Here is a 16,296-nt window from a genome sequence, read left to right on the forward strand (position 1 = left end):
AGCGTGAAGAACGAAATTGCAGGCCTCGACACCATCGATCGCACCTTGTTGAGATTGCTGCAGGAAGATGGCCGGCGGACCACACTGGAGCTGGCAGAGCGTGTCGGCCTGTCGCCAACGGGCACGAGCCAGCGCGTGAAGCGCCTCTTCCGCGAGGGTTACGTGAAGGCCGTGCGAGCGATCCTCGATCCGAAGAAGATCGGCCGGGGCACCGTCGTCTTCATCCAGGTGCGCCTCGACCATACCGCCCCGCATATCTTCGAGCGCTTCTCTGACGCGGTTGCAAAGGCGCCGGAAGTTCTGGAATGCCACATGGTGATCGGCGGGTTCGACTATCTGGTGAAGGCGCGCATTGCCGACATGTCGCTGTTCCAGGATTTTCTCGAACGGGTGATTTTGCCCCTGCCCGGCGTCAGGGAGACGCACACCTACGCCTCGGTCGGCGACGTCAAGCCGGACGCGCTGCTACCGATCTGATGCTCAGGCGGGCTCCGGCCACTGCCAGGTTCGCCCCAGCAAAGCGGCGCAACCTCAAATCGGACGTGAAGTAGCAGGCCGCGGCGAGTCATTGGGGTGCCGGGCGTTATTATTCCTCGAGCGACTGGCGACCTAACGCGCGCGGGCTGCAATCTTCGCCCGGCAACGCTGCCCGGAAACCCAGGAGCACGCCGAGCGTCGAGCGTTTTTCGACGAGATCCGCGAGCGTGTACTTGTCGAAGACCGCGACGAAGGCGGCCGTGGCTTCCGAAAGGACGGACGGCAGGCTGCAGGCCGGAGCGATGCGGCAACCTCGGCAATCGATCAGATCGGACAACTCCTCCGTGTGCCGGAGGAGAGCGCCGAGATTGATTTCGTTCGCAGCCCTAGCGAGCCTGATACCGCCGTTCCGGCCGCGTACAGCCTCCAGAAACCCCGCATTCGCGAGGTCTTGAACCACTTTCATCATATGGTTCTGCGAGACCGAGAAGGTATCGGATATCTCCCGGATGGAGCTGAGCCCAGTGGGCTGGGAGCCCAGATAGATCATCAGGCGCATCGCATAGTCGGTGTATTTCGTGAGCCTCATCGCGGGATCTGCGTCAAAAAGTCCGTTCAAAAAACATGCATTTGATTAGCATCTTTGATCGCAAGCGAATAGATGCATTTTAGATACATCTTTAAGGGTCATTTGCGATGAACGCGCGAACGGTAGCCGGAGCTGAGATCAGGATGATCGTCGAATGCTTCCAGGGCGAAGTCCGCATTAACAGGATTTTGAGCGCGGGATTCGCGGCCGCGAGAGATTGGGACACAGTTCCCGATCACCGGGCCCGGTGAATTGCCGGCTGCATTTCCAGGATCACCAACCTGCCCCCACTGATACGTCCCACCGAAAGGAAAAATCATGCCGAAACCACTCTCCCCCGAGACTGTCCAGATCGTGAAAGCCAGCGCTCCGGCGCTCGCGGCCCACGGAACGGAAATCACGAAGAGCATGTATGCCCGCCTCTTCCGTGACGATCATATCTTCGCGCTGTTCAACCACGCCAATCAGGGCGAAGGCGGTTCACAGGTTAACGCGCTTGCCGCCGCCATTCTGGCCTATGCGCAGAACATCGATAATCTCGGCGTGCTTGGCCCGGTGGTCGAACGGATCGCCCACAAGCACATCGGCTACCATATCCTTCCAGAGCACTATCCCTTTGTAGCCAAGGCTCTTCTCGCCGCCGTCGAGGATGTGCTCGGGAGTGCGGCGACCCCTGAGCTCCTCAACGCATGGGGCGAGGCCTATTGGTTCCTGGCCGATATTCTCAAGGAGCGCGAGACCGCCATACGCGGCGAACTGATGGAGCGCTCGGGCGGTTGGAACGGCTGGAGAGATTTCGTCATCGCCTCAAAAGTTCGCGAGAGCGACGTCGTCACCTCGTTTATCCTGAAACCCAAGGACGGCGGTCGCGTTGCGCGCCACAGACCCGGCCAATATCTGACGTTTCGCTTCCAACTGGACAATGGCCTGGAGATGAAGCGCAACTACTCGATCTCCAGCGGGCCGAACGACAGCTTCTACCGCATCTCGGTAAAGCGCGAGGCGCACGGGCAAGGCGGATCCCGATATCTCCACGATCAGGCGACCGTCGGCACGGTCTTGAGCGCGACCCCGCCGGCCGGCGACTTCTTCCTCCCTGAAGCGCCGGAAGCACCTGTCGTATTGCTGTCGGGTGGCGTCGGCCTGACCCCCATGGTCAGTATTCTCGAGACGATCGCCGAGGAACATCCGAACCTCGAGGCGCACTTCGTCCACGGCGCGCTGAACAGCGGCACGCATGCCATGGATCGGCATGTTCGCGAACTCGCCGATGCACATGGCAAGATCACGATCAGCAGCTTCTATAGCGCGCCGGCGAACGGGGATGCGGTGGGGCTGTCGCACGACTTCGATGGCTTCATCACCGCGGAATGGCTTCGCAAGCACACGCCGATCGCTAATGCCGAATTCTATCTCTGTGGCCCCAAACCGTTCCTTCGTGCGCTCGTCCCGGCTCTTGCCAGGGAAGGCGTTTCCAGCGAGCGGGTCCACTATGAGTTCTTCGGCCCATCCGACGAACTCATTGCAGCCTAAAATGCCTTCGGTCGGCACTTTCACGGACCGTGGAAGAGCTTGATCTCCTCATTGCCGCAGCGCGGCGCTCGCGCCGCGGCATGTCGATCTACGCCGAGTATCTGGCAGTCCCGCCTGTGCGTGAACGCCATCCGAAAGATCACCCTTGCTTTCGGACCCGCCATGCTGCATTGCAAAAAGAGCCGACACGGCAGGTCAAGCTTGGTCAGAATGCGGTCGTGGCATGCAGTACAGCAGACTAAACGTCCTGGTCATCGACGAGAATCGCATCCGCGCCGCCATCATCGAGGACGGACTGCGCGACGCGGGCTATGACCATGTGACCGTCATCGACAATATGCACGGCCTGGCGCGACGCATCGCGGACCTCAATCCCGACGTCATCGTGATTGATCTCGAAAACCCGAACCGCGACATGCTGGAAAGCATCTTCCAGCTTTCGCGCGCGGTGAAGCGCCCGATCGCGATGTTCGTCGACAAGTCCGACGAGGCCTCCATCGAGGCGGCTGTCGAGGCCGGGGTCTCGGCCTATATCGTCGACGGTCTGAAGCAGGAACGGGTGCGCCCCATCCTGAAGATGGCGATCAGCCGCTTCAATGCATTCTCCCGCCTCAACCGCGAGCTGGAAGAAACCCGCGGCGAGTTGGAAAACCGCAAGGTGATCGACCGCGCCAAGGGCCTCCTGATGCGCTCGCGCGGGCTCTCCGAGGAAGAGGCCTATGCGCTGCTGCGCCGCACGGCGATGAACCAGAACCGCAAGATCGTCGACATCGCCCAAAGCCTCGTCACGGCGGCAAGCCTGCTCGATCCGGGAGGAAAGGAATGACGACGCGCCACGCCATCACCGCCGGTTTCGTGCCGCTCCTCGACAGCGCCCTGCTCGTTGTCGCCCGCGAGATGGGCTTTGCCGAAGAACAGGGGATCGACCTGACCCTGCTGCGCGAACGCTCCTGGGCAAGCATCCGCGACCGGCTTGCGGTTCGCCATGTCGATGTGGCGCATATTCTCGGTCCCATGCCGATCGCCGGCAATCTCGGCCTCAATGTGCCTGCCCCTGAAATGATCGTGCCGATGTCGCTGGGTCTCGGCGGCAATGCGGTGACGGTGTCTCCGGCGCTCTGGCAAAGGATGGCGGAAAACGGCGCGACCACGGATCTCGATGCGCGCGCGAACGGTGCAGCCCTGCGCAAGGCGATCGATGCGCAGGCGGGCGCGCCGCTGCGTTTTGCCGTCGTGCATCCCTATTCCGGGCACAATTACGAACTGCGCTACTGGCTGGCGGCGAGCGGCATCGATCCGGACCGTGATATCGAGATCGTCGTGCTGCCGCCACCCGACATGGGCGATGCGCTCGCCGAAGGCGTGATCGACGGCTATTGCGCCGGCGAGCCCTGGAACACCTTCGGCGTGCTTCGCCGCGGCGCACATCTCGCCACCGTCAAGGCGGCGATCTGGCGGTCGAGCCCCGAGAAGGTGCTTGGCGTCAACGCAAAGTGGGGGGAGGCCAACCCGGAGGCGATGGCCGCCCTGCTCGTGGCGCTTCATCAGGCGTCAATTTGGTGCGCCCGCCCGGATAACCACGAGGCACTCGCGACCCTTCTGGCAAAGCCTGCCTATGTGGGGCGCGACGCCGAACTGCTTCTTCCCGCCCTCAAAGGCACGCTGCCGGTCGGCGGCGGTGAGGTCCGGGTGGTCAGAGATTTCTTCGTTCCGAATGCCAAGGCGGCGACCTTCCCCTGGAAGAGCCATGCCCTCTGGTTCTACACCCAGATGGTGCGCTGGCGGCAGATCGAGCATGCGGCAGAGCGCCAGCGCATCGCCGCGGAAACCTACCGGCCGGACATCTACCGCGCCGCATTGAAGCACCTTGGTATCGCCATGCCGTCGGCAAGCGCCAAGGTGGAAGGCGCCTTGACCGTCGAAACCCCAGTCGGCTCATCGGGCGCGCTGACGCTCGGGCCGGATGGTTTCTTCGATGGCGGACGCTTCGATCCCGACGACCTCGATGCCTACATCGCTGCCCAGTCTGCAGGCTGAATGCGCGACGCCTAATTTATGCGCATTGCACAAAAAATGGCTTCGCACTGCACCAAGGAATGTCACCCACCGGGATGACGCCAGGCCGACGATTTCACTTTTTCTTTTAGATCAATAGCTTGCCAAAACTGGCACGCTGATTGCTTTTATATTCTCAGGCCCTCGGGCCAAGAGATCGGTGTCCAACGACGGGCGCCCTACCAGCAAAGCCGCTGATCAGGACTGCGCACACGGAGCGAACCGTGTCGGGCATACCTGGCCAGCGGCTTTTTGTTTTTCACCCCCAAGATGGAGCGGCACGACCTTGTCGGGCCTCGGAGAAGCCATGTCTGAGAACAAGCAGCCATTATCCGCCAGCGAACCCGCCACGGCTTTGTGGATGTCCACTTTTGCCTTCACCATCTGTTTCGCCGTCTGGACGATCTTCGCCATCATCGGCATCCGCATCAAGCAGGACCTCGCGCTCACCGAAGCGCAGTTCGGCCTGCTGGTTGGCACGCCCATCCTCACCGGTTCACTGGTGCGCATCCTGCTCGGCGTCTGGACCGGGCGCTACGGCGGGCGCCTCGTCTATACGCTGACGATGCTGGCCGCAGCCCTTGCGACTTTTCTGCTCACCTACGCCACCACCTATCCGCAGATGCTGCTCGCCGGCCTCGGCATCGGTCTTGCCGGCGGCTCTTTCGCGGTCGGCGTCGCCTATGTCTCGCCCTTCTTTCCGCCGGAAAAGCAGGGCACGGCGCTTGGCATCTTCGGCGCCGGCAATGTCGGCGCGGCGGTGACGAAATTCCTGGCGCCCTTCGTCCTCATTGCCTGGGGCTGGCAGACGGTTGCCGAGATCTGGGCGGCCGCACTCGTCGTCACGGCACTCGTCTTCTGGTTCACGACAAGCGACGATCCGGCCTTCCGCAGCCGCCGCGAGCGCCAGCTGCCAAAGCGCAGCCTGCTCCAGGAGTTCGCACCGCTGAAGAACGCCCAGGTCTGGCGTTTCTCGCTCTACTATTTCTTCGCCTTCGGCGGTTTCGTCGCCCTCTCGCTGTGGCTGCCGCGTTATCTCGTCGGCGTCTACGGCTTCGATATCGCCGTGGCCGGCATGGTCGCAGCCGCCTACTCCATCCCCGGCAGCGTCTTCCGTGCCTTCGGCGGCGTGCTTTCCGACCGCAAGGGCGCGCGCAGCGTCATGTACTGGATGCTCGGCATCTCGGCGGTGGCAACACTGATCCTGTCGCTGCCGGCTGCCGGCGAGGGCCACGGCTTCGGCATTACGCCTGCCGTCTTCATCGTCACGGTCTTCGTGCTCGGCTTCGTCATGAGCCTTGGCAAGGCCGCCGTCTACAAGCACATCCCGGCCTATTACCCGGAAAACGTCGGGGCGGTCGGCGGCATCGTCGGCATGGTCGGCGGGCTCGGGGGCTTCGTGCTGCCGATCGCCTTCGGCCTGCTCAAGGACGCGACCGGCCTGTGGTCGAGCTGCTTCCTGCTTCTCTTTGCCGTCGTCGTCGCATCGCTCCTGTGGATGCATCTTTCGATCCGCCAGATGGAACGCCGCGCGCTCACCCTGTCGACGGCTGCTGCCGCGTAAACAGACAAGGACAGACCATGACCGAGAAACTCGTCATCATCGGCAATGGCATGGCGCCGGGGCGCATGCTGGAGCACCTGCTGGAAAAGGCGCCCGGGCGCTACGACGTGACCATTTTCAACGCCGAACCACGCGTCAACTACGACCGCATCATGCTGTCGCCGGTGCTGTCGGGCGAAAAGGATTACGAAGAGATCATCATCCACGGCGACGGCTGGTACATCAAACACGGCATCACGCTTTACAAGGGTCATCGCATCGTCGCGATCGACCGCGATGCCCAAACCGTGACCTCCGACCATGGCGTGACCGAAAGCTATGACAAGCTGGTGATCGCGACCGGTTCGGTGCCCTTCATCCTGCCGGTGCCCGGCAAGGACCTGCCCGGCGTCATCACCTATCGCGATCTCGATGACGTGCAGGCCATGCTGCTCGCTGCCCAGTCGCGCGAAAAGGCCGTCGTCATCGGCGGCGGCCTGCTCGGCCTTGAAGCGGCCGCCGGCCTTGCCGGTCGCGGCATGGACGTAACCGTTCTTCACGTGATGCCGACGCTGATGGACCGTCAGCTCGATCCGGCCGCCGGCTATCTCCTTGAGAAGGAGCTGGAAGGCCGCGGCATCAAGATCATCTGCAAGGCCAACACCAAGGCGATCGTCGGCAACGGCAGGGTCGAGGGCATCGAGCTCGACGACGGCCGCATCATTCCGGCGACGCTCGTCGTCATGGCCGTCGGCATTCGGCCGAGTGTCGGCCTTGCGAAGGAGGCCGGCCTTGCGATCAACCGTGGCATCGTCGTCGACCAGGGCATGCAGACCTCGGATGGCCGCATCTGGGCGCTCGGCGAATGTGCGGAAGTGGGCGGCATGGTCTATGGCCTCGTCGCGCCGCTTTACGAGATGGCCCGTGTCGCCGCCTCGCATCTGGCTGGCGACCGCTCCGCCGCATTTGTCCATTCCGACACGCCGACCAAGCTCAAGGTCACCGGCATCGAACTTTTCTCGCTCGGCGACTTTGCCGATGGCGACGACCGCGAGGAGATCGTCCTGCGCGACGCCACGGCCGGCGTCTACAAGCGGCTGGTGCTGAAGGGCAACCGCATCATCGGCACCGTGCTCTATGGCGAGACATCCGACGGCGCCTGGTTCAACGATCTGAAGAAGAAGGAGACCGACGTCTCCGAGATGCGCCAGACCCTGATCTTCGGCCAGGCCTTCCAGGGAGGTGTTCCGCTGGACCCTATGGCGGCCGTTGCAGCCTTGCCGGATGATGCGGAAATCTGCGGCTGCAACGGCGTTTGCAAGGGTAAGATCGTTTCCACGATTGCCGACAAGGGCCTGACGTCGCTCGACGAGGTGCGCGCCCACACCAAGGCATCGGCCTCCTGCGGCTCCTGTACCGGCCTTGTCGAACAGCTGATGACGCTGACGCTCGGCGAGAGCTACAGTCCGGCCGCCGTCCAGCCGATGTGCGGCTGCACCGATCTCGGCCACGACGACGTACGTCGGCTGATCAAGGCCAAGGGCCTGAAGACCATTCCCGCGGTCATGCAGGAGCTGGAATGGAAGACCTCCTGCGGCTGCGCCAAGTGCCGCCCGGCGCTCAACTACTACCTCGTCTGCGATTTCCCGGACGAATATGCCGACGACTACCAGTCGCGCTTCATCAACGAGCGCGTTCACGCCAACATCCAGAAGGACGGCACCTATTCCGTCGTGCCGCGCATGTGGGGTGGGGTCACCAATTCCGGCGAGCTGCGGGCCATCGCCGACGTGGTCGACAAGTTCGAAATTCCGCTGGTGAAGGTGACCGGCGGCCAGCGCATCGACCTGCTCGGGATCGAAAAGGAAGACCTACCTGCCGTCTGGGCCGATCTCGGCAAGGCCGGTTTCATCTCGGGCCAAGCCTATGCCAAGGGTCTGCGCACGGTGAAGACCTGCGTCGGCTCGGACTGGTGCCGCTTCGGCACGCAGGATTCCACCGGGCTTGGCATCCGGATCGAAAAGTTCATGTGGGGTTCCTGGACGCCCGCCAAGCTGAAGATGGCGGTTTCCGGCTGTCCGCGCAATTGCGCGGAGGCCACCTGCAAGGACATCGGCGTCATCTGCGTCGACTCGGGCTTCGAGATCCATTTCGCCGGTGCTGCCGGGCTCGACATCAAGGGCACCGAGGTCCTGGGCCTGGTGAAAAGCGAGGACGAGGCGCTGGAGCATATCGTGGCGCTGACGCAGATGTACCGCGAGCAGGCGCGTTATCTCGAGCGCATCTACAAATGGGCGAAACGCGTCGGCCTCGACGAGATCCGCCGCCAGATCATGGACGATGCGGACAAGCGCAAGGCCTATTTCGACCGCTTCGTCTTCAGCCAGAAATTCGCCCAGGTCGACCCCTGGTCGGAGCGCGTCTCCGGCAAGGACAAACACGAGTTCCGACCGATGGCGACGGTCGGCTTCCCCCAAGCTGCGGAGTGAGATGATGAACATGACCTGGCACCCGATCGGCGACATCTCGGACATTCCGCTGAGAGGCGCGCGCTGCGTGAAGACGCCTCAGGGCAAGATCGCCGTCTTCCGCACAGCCGAAAACGAGGTCTTCGCCATCGAGGACCATTGCCCGCACAAGGGCGGGCCGCTGTCGCAAGGCATCGTCCACGCGAAGGCGGTCACCTGCCCCTTGCACAATTGGGCGATCTCGCTCGAAACCGGCAAGGCGCTCGGGGCCGACGAAGGCGCGGTGCGCACCATTCCGGTGCGTATGGACGGCGGCGCGCTGTTCATTGCGCTCGAAAGCCTGCTGATTGCGGCGGAATGACCATGGAAAAGGAGGTCAAGACCACCTGTCCCTATTGCGGCGTCGGCTGCGGGGTCATCGCGACGGTCGATGACAACGGCGCCGTCGCCGTGCGCGGCGATGCCGACCATCCCGCCAATTTCGGCAGGCTGTGCTCCAAGGGGTCCGCACTCGCCGAGACCCTCGACCTCGACGGTCGGCTGCTGCATCCGGAGATCGGCGGATGCCAGGCTGGCTGGGACGAAGCCCTCGACCTTGTCGCTACGCGCTTTGCGGAAACGATTGCCGAGCACGGCCCAGATTCGGTCGCCTTCTACGTCTCCGGCCAGTTGCTCACCGAAGACTACTACGTCGCCAACAAGCTGATGAAGGGTTTTGTCGGCTCCGCCAACATCGATACCAATTCACGTCTCTGCATGTCCTCGTCGGTTGCCGGTCATCGCCGTGCCTTCGGTTCGGATACGGTACCCGGGACCTATGAGGATCTGGAGTTGGCCGATCTGGTCGTACTCACCGGATCGAACCTCGCCTGGTGCCACCCCGTCCTCTACCAGCGCCTTGCCGCCGCCAAGGCGAAACGGCCGGGCCTCAAAATCGTTCTCATCGATCCGCGCCGCACCATGACGGCCGATATCGCAGACCTGCATCTCGCGATCCGGCCCGACGCCGATGTGGCGCTCTTCGTCGGGCTGTTCTCACATCTGGTTTCCAGCAATGCCGTCGACCAGAACTATGTCGCGGCGCATACGGCCGGCTTCGGTGATACCTTGCTCGCAGCGGGCGGTGTTTCGTTCGACGACGTGCTCGAGCGGACCGGTCTTCCGGCGATGCAGTTGCGCGAATTCTACCGGCTGTTTTCGACAACCGAGAAGGTCGTGACCTGCTACAGCCAAGGCGTCAACCAGTCGTCTTCGGGCACCGACAAGGTCAACGCGATCCTCAACTGTCACCTTGCGACCGGTCGCATCGGCCGGCCGGGCATGGGGCCGTTCTCGCTGACGGGGCAGCCGAATGCGATGGGCGGCCGCGAGGTCGGCGGGCTTGCGAACATGCTCGCAGCACACATGGCGATCGAAGATGCCGGTGATCGCGATCGCGTCCAGCGCTTCTGGCGTTCGCCAAAGATTGCCGAAAAGCCGGGGCTCAAGGCCGTCGATCTCTTCCGGGCGGTGGCAGACGGTCGCGTCAAGGCGCTCTGGATCATGGCAACGAACCCCGTCGTCTCGATGCCGGATGCCGACGCCGTCGAGGCCGCGATCAGGGCCTGTCCCTTCGTCGTGGTTTCCGACATCCTGAAAGAAACTGATACCGCCCGCCACGCGCATGTGCTGCTGCCGTCGCTCGGTTGGGGGGAAAAGAGCGGCACGGTCACCAATTCCGAACGCCGCATCTCGCGCCAGCGGGCGTTCCTCGCCGCACCGGGAGAAGCCCGGGCGGACTGGTGGCAACTGGCCGAGGTCGGTCGCCGCCTGGGCCATACCGATGCTTTCGCCTACGAAGCGCCCGCCGCGATCTTCCGCGAACATGCCGCGCTCTCGGCCTTCGAAAATGCCGGCAGCCGCGATTTCGACATTGGCGCCTATGCCGATCTTGCGCTTGAGGACTACGACGGGCTGACGCCCTTCCAGTGGCCCCAACGGGAAGGCCAGAAGCGCGCCGAAAGCCGTTTCTTTGCGGCGGGCAACTTCTATCACGCTGACGGCAGAGGCCGGTTCGTGGCCGTTCGCCCGGCAGAGACCGATCGCACCAATGCCGATTACCCGTACACGCTCAACACCGGCCGCATTCGCGACCAGTGGCACACGATGACCCGCACAGGCAAAAGCGCGCGCCTCTCGGCCCATATCGCCGAACCGTTTGCGGAACTGCACCCGCGTGATGCGATGGAGATCGGCGTCGGCAACGCCGACCTTATCGAGATTGAAAGCCCTGAGGGCAAGGCGTTCGTACGTGCGCTCATCACCGAGCGCCAGGCGCGCGGCAGCATCTTCGCGCCGATGCACTGGAACGACCAGTTTGCGGCGAAGGCACGCATCGATGTCCTCGTGCCGCCCATCACCGATCGTCTTTCCGGCCAGCCGGCATCGAAGAACATTGCGGTCGCCGCGCGAAAGTTCAAGGCGACGCACTACGCCTTCGCTGTCTCGCTAGCAAAGCCGGTCGATCCGGATGCTGCCTATTGGGCGCTGGCGAAGGCGGCTGGCGGCTGGCGATTGGAACTGGCTTTTGCCGAGCCGGTGGACGACTGGGCCGGCTGGTGCCGCCGCGTTCTTGCGATCCCGCAAGGCGTAGAGCCGCTCGGCTATGCGGATGCACAGACCGGCGACATCAGGCTCGCCTTCTTCGATGGTCCGCAGCTTCTCGCGGCCTTCTTCCTAGCGCGCGAACCGGTCGCCGTCGCGCGCAACTGGGCGATCGCACAACTCGGCGCTGACCACGCCAATCTGCGCAAGCGCTTCGCGCTCGTCGCGGGCCGTCCGGGGGCGGACAAGCCGGATCCCGGCGCCACCGTCTGCTCCTGCTTCGGTGTTGGCGTCAACCAGATCGTCGCGGCCGTACGCGGCGGTTGCCACAGCGTCGAGGCCGTCGGCGTGGCGCTCAATGCCGGAACCAATTGCGGCTCGTGCCGCGCCGAAATCAGGGGGATCATCGATGGATGTCTTGCAGCAGCCGCAGAGTGACGGACCCGCCCGCATGGAGGCGCTCGCCAAGCTGCCCGTCTTCTGGGCGCTGGAGGGCCGGCGCGTCGTGGTGGCCGGTGCAACGGACGGAGCGATGTGGAAGGCCGAGCTTCTGGCCGCCTGCGGCGCCCGCGTCGACCTTTACGCTGAAGGGAACGACGAGACGCTCGCGACATTTGCCGGCCGTACCCCGCAACACCCCACCGCCAGCGTCACGCTAAACCGCCGGCACTGGGCGTCCGCCGATCTTGACGGTGCCGCGCTCGCCGTCGGCGATTGCGAGGACCAGGCGGAGGCGCGGGCATTCTTCGCCGCCGCCCGCGCGGCGGGCGTTCCGGTCAACGTCATCGACCAGCCGGACTTCTGCGAGTTCCAGTTCGGCTCGATCGTCAACCGCTCGCCCGTCATCGTTGCGATCTCGACCGATGGCGCCGCCCCGATCCTCGCCCAGACGATCCGCCGCAAGATCGAGACGCTGCTGCCGAAAAGCCTGAAGGCCTGGGCAGCGCTGGCCCAGTCTCTTCGTGGAGCGGTGAACCGCCGGATCGAACCCGGTCCCCGGCGCCGCCTCTTCTGGGAACGTTTTGCCGATCGCGTCTTTTCGACCATGGATACGCCGGAGGAGGGCGTAGGCGGGGTGCTTCTTGCTGATGCCGAAAGGCTCGCGGGAGCCCCCGCCATCGGTCACGTGACTTTGGTCGGCGCGGGACCGGGCGATGCCGAACTCCTGACGCTGAAGGCCGTGCGCGCGCTGCAAGCGGCCGATGTCATCCTTTTCGACGACCTCGTTTCTTCAGACGTGCTCGAACTCGCCCGGCGGGAGGCAAAGCGCATGCTCGTCGGAAAGCGCGGCGGCCGCGAAAGCTGCCGGCAGCAAGACATCAACGCCATGATGGTCAAGCTCGCCAAGGCTGGGAAACGCGTGGTGCGGCTGAAATCCGGCGACCCCATGGTTTTCGGCCGGGCCGGCGAGGAAATCGCCCATCTCGACCGCGAGAACATTCCCGTCGACGTTATCCCCGGCATCACTGCCGCAAGCGCCATGGCCTCCCGTCTCGGTCTGTCGCTGACCCATCGCGACTATGCCCAGTCGCTTCGGCTGGTGACCGGTCATTCCCGCCACGGCGGCCTGCCCGATGATGTCGACTGGGCAGGCATTGCCGATCCGCGCAGCACGGCGGTCTTTTACATGGGTGGCCGAACGGCGGGGCTGATTGCCGAAAAGCTTATCGGCGAAGGCCGTTCACCTGAAACACCGGCCGTGATCATGAGCGATGTCAGCCGTCCGACGGAACGCAGCTGGCGCGGCATGCTCGCCACAATCCCGGAGGGCATAGGGGAGATCGGCTACGACAACCCGGTCCTCATCGCTGTCGGCGACGTGTTTTCGGCCCGAGACAAGCAGGCCGGATCGATCGAGCGCACTCTCGCCGGAGCATGCTGATGGGCATGTCCCTGGTGTTCATCGTTCTCGCCATCGGCCTCAGCTGGCCGCGTTTCAGGCTCATCTTCCTGGCTCAATCGAACGCTGCGCTGGCCGCAGCGCCCCTCACCATGGTTGCGAGTGCCGTGAACCTCTGCGCCATCGGCCTCGCTGTTGCAGAACACGGTCTGCTTTTCGGCGGATTGCTCATCGCCGGCGGTATGTTCTTCGCGAAAATAATGCAAGCCGTGCCTTCAACGCCGGGCATCTTAGCTTCAGCCCTGTGCCTTGCCGCCTACATAGAAATGACGATGACGGTCGTGGCGTGACGAGCTCAATGCTGCCCCTGAACAGACACCAGCGTCTGCTGACGCGCCAAGGGATATTCGAAGGCGTCGCCTCGTATCGACGTCCCGAATATCCCAAGGTCGCCACCGTGGGCTGGTTCTAAGCGCGCAGGCAGATCACGGCCATCCCCCAATTGAGGAATGAATGCCTGTACCGAACAAGTAAAGCCGCTGGCCCCGCGGCCGACATCAGTCGACTGCCGTTTCCGATCCATCGCCGCTTTCGTCGAGTACGACCGTCTCGCCGAGCGGGGTCGCTGCAATTGACCTGATCTCTTGGGCGAGCGACGCCAGCTTGCGCGCAATCTCCTGCAATTCGGCGGTCGAGCCGGTGGCCTCGCAGGTATTTTCAACGCTCCGTTCGTCCATGTGCTCTTCCTCTTTCGAGTGGACGCAGGAGCGGAGCATATTTCTAATCTACTATATAAGGCCACAAGCCGTCGCGCGTTCTTCGTGCGGCGCACAGCCATAGGTATAGGCCGATCGACAAGCCGGCGATCACCCGCGACAGATCTCGATCCAGGGCCGATTGGCCTTACCTGCAGCAATCAAGCCCATCGGCGATCTCGCAGGTCATCAAAACCTTGGAAGAGTGACATTCCGACGTTGCAGGAGCGAAAACTCGGCGACGTCAGGGTTTTCATCTGGATGCTAAATTGCTAGTTCTTTCTTTGTTCCTGCACGTCTCTTGGATGCAAATCGATGCGGGCAGTGACTGAGTGCGACGAAAACGAACGGGAACGCATGAGCGCCGCCTATCTCGAAAAACTCAATGACCGCCAGCGTGAGGCGGTCGAGCACGGTATCGGCTTGCCGGAAGGACAGGTCGGCGGTCCGCTTCTCATCATCGCCGGTGCCGGCTCCGGCAAGACGAATACCCTCGCCCACCGTGTCGCGCATCTCATCGTCAACGGTGCCGATCCGCGCCGCATTCTGCTGATGACCTTTTCTCGACGCGCAGCAGCCGAGATGACCCGCCGGGTCGCGCGCATCTGCCGCCAGGTCCTTGGCGACAACGCTGCAGTCATGACGGACGCGCTCTCCTGGGCCGGCACCTTCCATGGCATCGGCGCCCGGATCCTGCGCATCTACGCCGAACAAATCGGTCTCGGCCCGGATTTTACGATCCACGACCGGGAGGACAGCGCCGATTTGATGAACCTCGTGCGCCACGAGCTCGGCTTCTCGAAGACGGAAAGCCGGTTTCCGACAAAGGGAACGTGCCTTTCGATCTATTCGCGCGTCGTGAACTCCGAAAGCTCGATTGGCGACGTATTGAAGTCGGCCTATCCCTGGGTCACCGGCTGGGACGAACAGCTCAAGGCGCTGTTTGCGGCTTACGTCGATGCCAAACAGGCGCAGAACGTGCTCGATTATGACGATCTCCTGCTCTACTGGGCGCAGATGGTTTCCGATCCGGAGCTTGCCGAAGATATCGGCGGACGCTTCGATCATGTTCTTGTCGACGAGTATCAGGACACCAACAGGCTGCAGGCGTCGATCCTGATGTCGCTCAGACCCGGCGGCCACGGATTGACGGTCGTTGGCGACGACGCCCAGTCGATCTATTCTTTCAGGGCTGCGACGGTTCGCAATATTCTCGATTTCCCGAACGCCTTTTCGCCCGAGCCTGCCGACGTCATCACCCTCGACCGGAACTACCGCTCGACGCAGCCGATCCTCGCCGCTGCGAACGGCGTGATCGGCCTGGCGCGGGAGCGATTTACCAAGAACCTCTGGACGGACAGGCAATCGGAGCAGCGCCCGTTGCTCGTCGCCGTCAAGGACGAAGCGGATCAGGCCGCCTACATCGTGGAGCAGGTTCTCGCTGGCCGCGAGATCGGTATCGCCTTGAAGCAGCAGGCGGTGCTTTTTCGCTCGTCCAATCACAGCGGAACGCTCGAAGTCGAACTCACCCGCCGCAACATTCCGTTCGTGAAATTCGGTGGCCTGAAGTTTCTCGACAGCGCCCATGTGAAGGACCTGCTCGCAGTCCTGCGCTTCGCGCAGAACCCGCGTGATCGCGTCGCAGGTTTCCGGTTGCTGCAGATGCTGCCCGGTATTGGCCCACAGACCGCTGGAAAGATCCTCGATGCGATCGCCGCCGATCCGGAACCGCTCGCGGCTCTTGCTGAGATCCCGCCTCCCGCCAAGACCGGCGAGAACTGGACCGGCTTCGTCGACCTGGTGTCCGGTCTGCGACGGGCCGAGCCTGGATGGCCGCAGGAGATTGGCGCTGCGCGCGCCTGGTATGAGCCCCATCTTGACCGGATCCATGAAGACGCCGACACGCGCAAGGCCGACCTGCTGCAGCTCGAGCAGATTGCCGGCGGCTACCAGAACCGCGAACGTTTCCTGACCGAGCTGACCCTTGACCCGCCCGATGCCACGAGCGACCAGGCGGGCATGCCGCTGCTCGACGAGGACTATCTGATCCTGTCGACCATCCATTCGGCGAAGGGCCAGGAATGGCGCTCGGTCTTCATGCTCAACGTCGTCGACGGCTGCATTCCGTCCGATCTCGGCGTGGGTACAACTGCCGAACTCGAAGAGGAGCGGCGGCTGCTCTATGTCGGCATGACACGGGCACGCGATCATCTCTCCCTGGTGACGCCGCAGCGCTTCTTCACCCACGGCCAGAACGCCCAGGGCGACCGGCATGTCTACGCCTCGCGAACCCGCTTCATCCCGGCGACATTGCTTCAGTTTTTCGAGACGACGAGCTGGCCGAAGATCTCGGCAAGCGCCAGCGAGCGAAGCGCCAAGCAGATCCGCATCGACGTCGGCGCCCGCATGCGCTCCATGTGGAAGTGAGCGAAGGCGGTGGCGAGCTCGCGAAT

Annotated in this window: 13 protein-coding genes; 11 read left to right on the forward strand and 2 right to left on the reverse strand. The window is 63.3% G+C overall.

From position 1 onward, the window contains the following. Window positions 1–15: 15 nt before the first annotated feature. Window positions 16–477, forward strand: a complete 462-nt coding sequence (locus tag ASD63_RS08260) for an Lrp/AsnC ligand binding domain-containing protein (protein WP_089043044.1) — start codon at window positions 16–18, stop codon at window positions 475–477. 109 nt (window positions 478–586) lie between these two features. Here ASD63_RS08260 and ASD63_RS08265 read toward each other — a convergent pair whose 3' ends face one another. Next, window positions 587–1,066, reverse strand: coding sequence for an Rrf2 family transcriptional regulator (locus tag ASD63_RS08265; RefSeq protein WP_082572810.1), 480 nt, complete (start codon window positions 1,064–1,066; stop codon window positions 587–589). 318 nt (window positions 1,067–1,384) lie between these two features. On the opposite strand from ASD63_RS08265, the gene hmpA reads away from it, so the two are divergent. From hmpA to ASD63_RS08310, 9 genes are all read left to right on the forward strand, one after another. Beyond that, complete coding sequence (gene hmpA, locus ASD63_RS08270) at window positions 1,385–2,599, forward strand: NO-inducible flavohemoprotein (protein ID WP_060528978.1); 1,215 nt, start codon at window positions 1,385–1,387, stop codon at window positions 2,597–2,599. Window positions 2,600–2,822: 223 nt separating this feature from the next. After that, on the forward strand, window positions 2,823–3,425 hold the full coding sequence (locus ASD63_RS08275) for an ANTAR domain-containing response regulator (protein WP_060528979.1): 603 nt from the start codon (window positions 2,823–2,825) through the stop codon (window positions 3,423–3,425). Beyond that, complete coding sequence (locus ASD63_RS08280; RefSeq protein ID WP_034789783.1) at window positions 3,422–4,636, forward strand: CmpA/NrtA family ABC transporter substrate-binding protein; 1,215 nt, start codon at window positions 3,422–3,424, stop codon at window positions 4,634–4,636. Before ASD63_RS08275 ends, ASD63_RS08280 begins: the two co-directional genes overlap by 4 nt. 325 nt (window positions 4,637–4,961) lie before the next feature. Continuing rightward, window positions 4,962–6,218 (forward strand): nitrate/nitrite transporter, encoded by a 1,257-nt coding sequence (locus ASD63_RS08285; RefSeq protein ID WP_060528980.1) that lies wholly within the window; start codon window positions 4,962–4,964, stop codon window positions 6,216–6,218. 17 nt (window positions 6,219–6,235) lie between these two features. Continuing rightward, window positions 6,236–8,686 (forward strand): nitrite reductase large subunit NirB, encoded by a 2,451-nt coding sequence (nirB, locus tag ASD63_RS08290; RefSeq protein ID WP_060528981.1) that lies wholly within the window; start codon window positions 6,236–6,238, stop codon window positions 8,684–8,686. A gap of 10 nt (window positions 8,687–8,696) precedes the next feature. Continuing rightward, entirely contained in the window at window positions 8,697–9,026 is a 330-nt protein-coding gene (gene nirD / locus ASD63_RS08295; protein ID WP_060529023.1) for a nitrite reductase small subunit NirD, read from the forward strand. A 2-nt stretch (window positions 9,027–9,028) separates the two neighbouring features. Then, window positions 9,029–11,686 (forward strand): nitrate reductase, encoded by a 2,658-nt coding sequence (locus ASD63_RS08300; protein WP_060528982.1) that lies wholly within the window; start codon window positions 9,029–9,031, stop codon window positions 11,684–11,686. Beyond that, entirely contained in the window at window positions 11,658–13,130 is a 1,473-nt protein-coding gene (gene cysG, locus ASD63_RS08305) for a siroheme synthase CysG (protein ID WP_060528983.1), read from the forward strand. Before ASD63_RS08300 ends, cysG begins: the two co-directional genes overlap by 29 nt. After that, window positions 13,130–13,438 (forward strand): hypothetical protein, encoded by a 309-nt coding sequence (locus tag ASD63_RS08310; RefSeq protein ID WP_060528984.1) that lies wholly within the window; start codon window positions 13,130–13,132, stop codon window positions 13,436–13,438. Before cysG ends, ASD63_RS08310 begins: the two co-directional genes overlap by 1 nt. Before the next feature lie 207 nt (window positions 13,439–13,645). On the opposite strand, the gene ASD63_RS08315 is transcribed toward ASD63_RS08310, so the two are convergent. Continuing rightward, entirely contained in the window at window positions 13,646–13,825 is a 180-nt protein-coding gene (locus ASD63_RS08315; RefSeq protein ID WP_034789801.1) for a hypothetical protein, read from the reverse strand. A 375-nt stretch (window positions 13,826–14,200) separates the two neighbouring features. Between ASD63_RS08315 and ASD63_RS08320 the strand changes: the two genes are divergently transcribed. Then, the gene (locus ASD63_RS08320) at window positions 14,201–16,270 is read left to right on the forward strand and encodes an ATP-dependent helicase (protein ID WP_060528985.1); all 2,070 of its coding nucleotides are present in this window, start codon (window positions 14,201–14,203) and stop codon (window positions 16,268–16,270) included. Window positions 16,271–16,296 lie beyond the last annotated feature (26 nt).

Origin of the sequence: Ensifer sp. Root558 (assembly GCF_001427045.1) — a bacterium.
Taxonomy (GTDB): Bacteria; Pseudomonadota; Alphaproteobacteria; order Rhizobiales; family Rhizobiaceae; genus Ensifer; species Ensifer adhaerens.

Coding starts and splice junctions, on each gene's coding strand:
- ASD63_RS08285 (WP_060528980.1), top strand. CDS start 4,962: ATGTCTGAGAACAAGCAGCCATTATCCGCCAGCGAACCCGCCACGGCT.
- ASD63_RS08310 (WP_060528984.1), top strand. CDS start 13,130: ATGGGCATGTCCCTGGTGTTCATCGTTCTCGCCATCGGCCTCAGCTGG.
- nirD (WP_060529023.1), top strand. CDS start 8,697: ATGACCTGGCACCCGATCGGCGACATCTCGGACATTCCGCTGAGAGGC.
- nirB (WP_060528981.1), top strand. CDS start 6,236: ATGACCGAGAAACTCGTCATCATCGGCAATGGCATGGCGCCGGGGCGC.
- ASD63_RS08275 (WP_060528979.1), top strand. CDS start 2,823: ATGCAGTACAGCAGACTAAACGTCCTGGTCATCGACGAGAATCGCATC.
- ASD63_RS08300 (WP_060528982.1), top strand. CDS start 9,029: ATGGAAAAGGAGGTCAAGACCACCTGTCCCTATTGCGGCGTCGGCTGC.
- ASD63_RS08280 (WP_034789783.1), top strand. CDS start 3,422: ATGACGACGCGCCACGCCATCACCGCCGGTTTCGTGCCGCTCCTCGAC.
- hmpA (WP_060528978.1), top strand. CDS start 1,385: ATGCCGAAACCACTCTCCCCCGAGACTGTCCAGATCGTGAAAGCCAGC.
- ASD63_RS08265 (WP_082572810.1), bottom strand. CDS start 1,066: ATGAGGCTCACGAAATACACCGACTATGCGATGCGCCTGATGATCTAT.
- cysG (WP_060528983.1), top strand. CDS start 11,658: ATGGATGTCTTGCAGCAGCCGCAGAGTGACGGACCCGCCCGCATGGAG.
- ASD63_RS08320 (WP_060528985.1), top strand. CDS start 14,201: ATGAGCGCCGCCTATCTCGAAAAACTCAATGACCGCCAGCGTGAGGCG.
- ASD63_RS08315 (WP_034789801.1), bottom strand. CDS start 13,825: ATGGACGAACGGAGCGTTGAAAATACCTGCGAGGCCACCGGCTCGACC.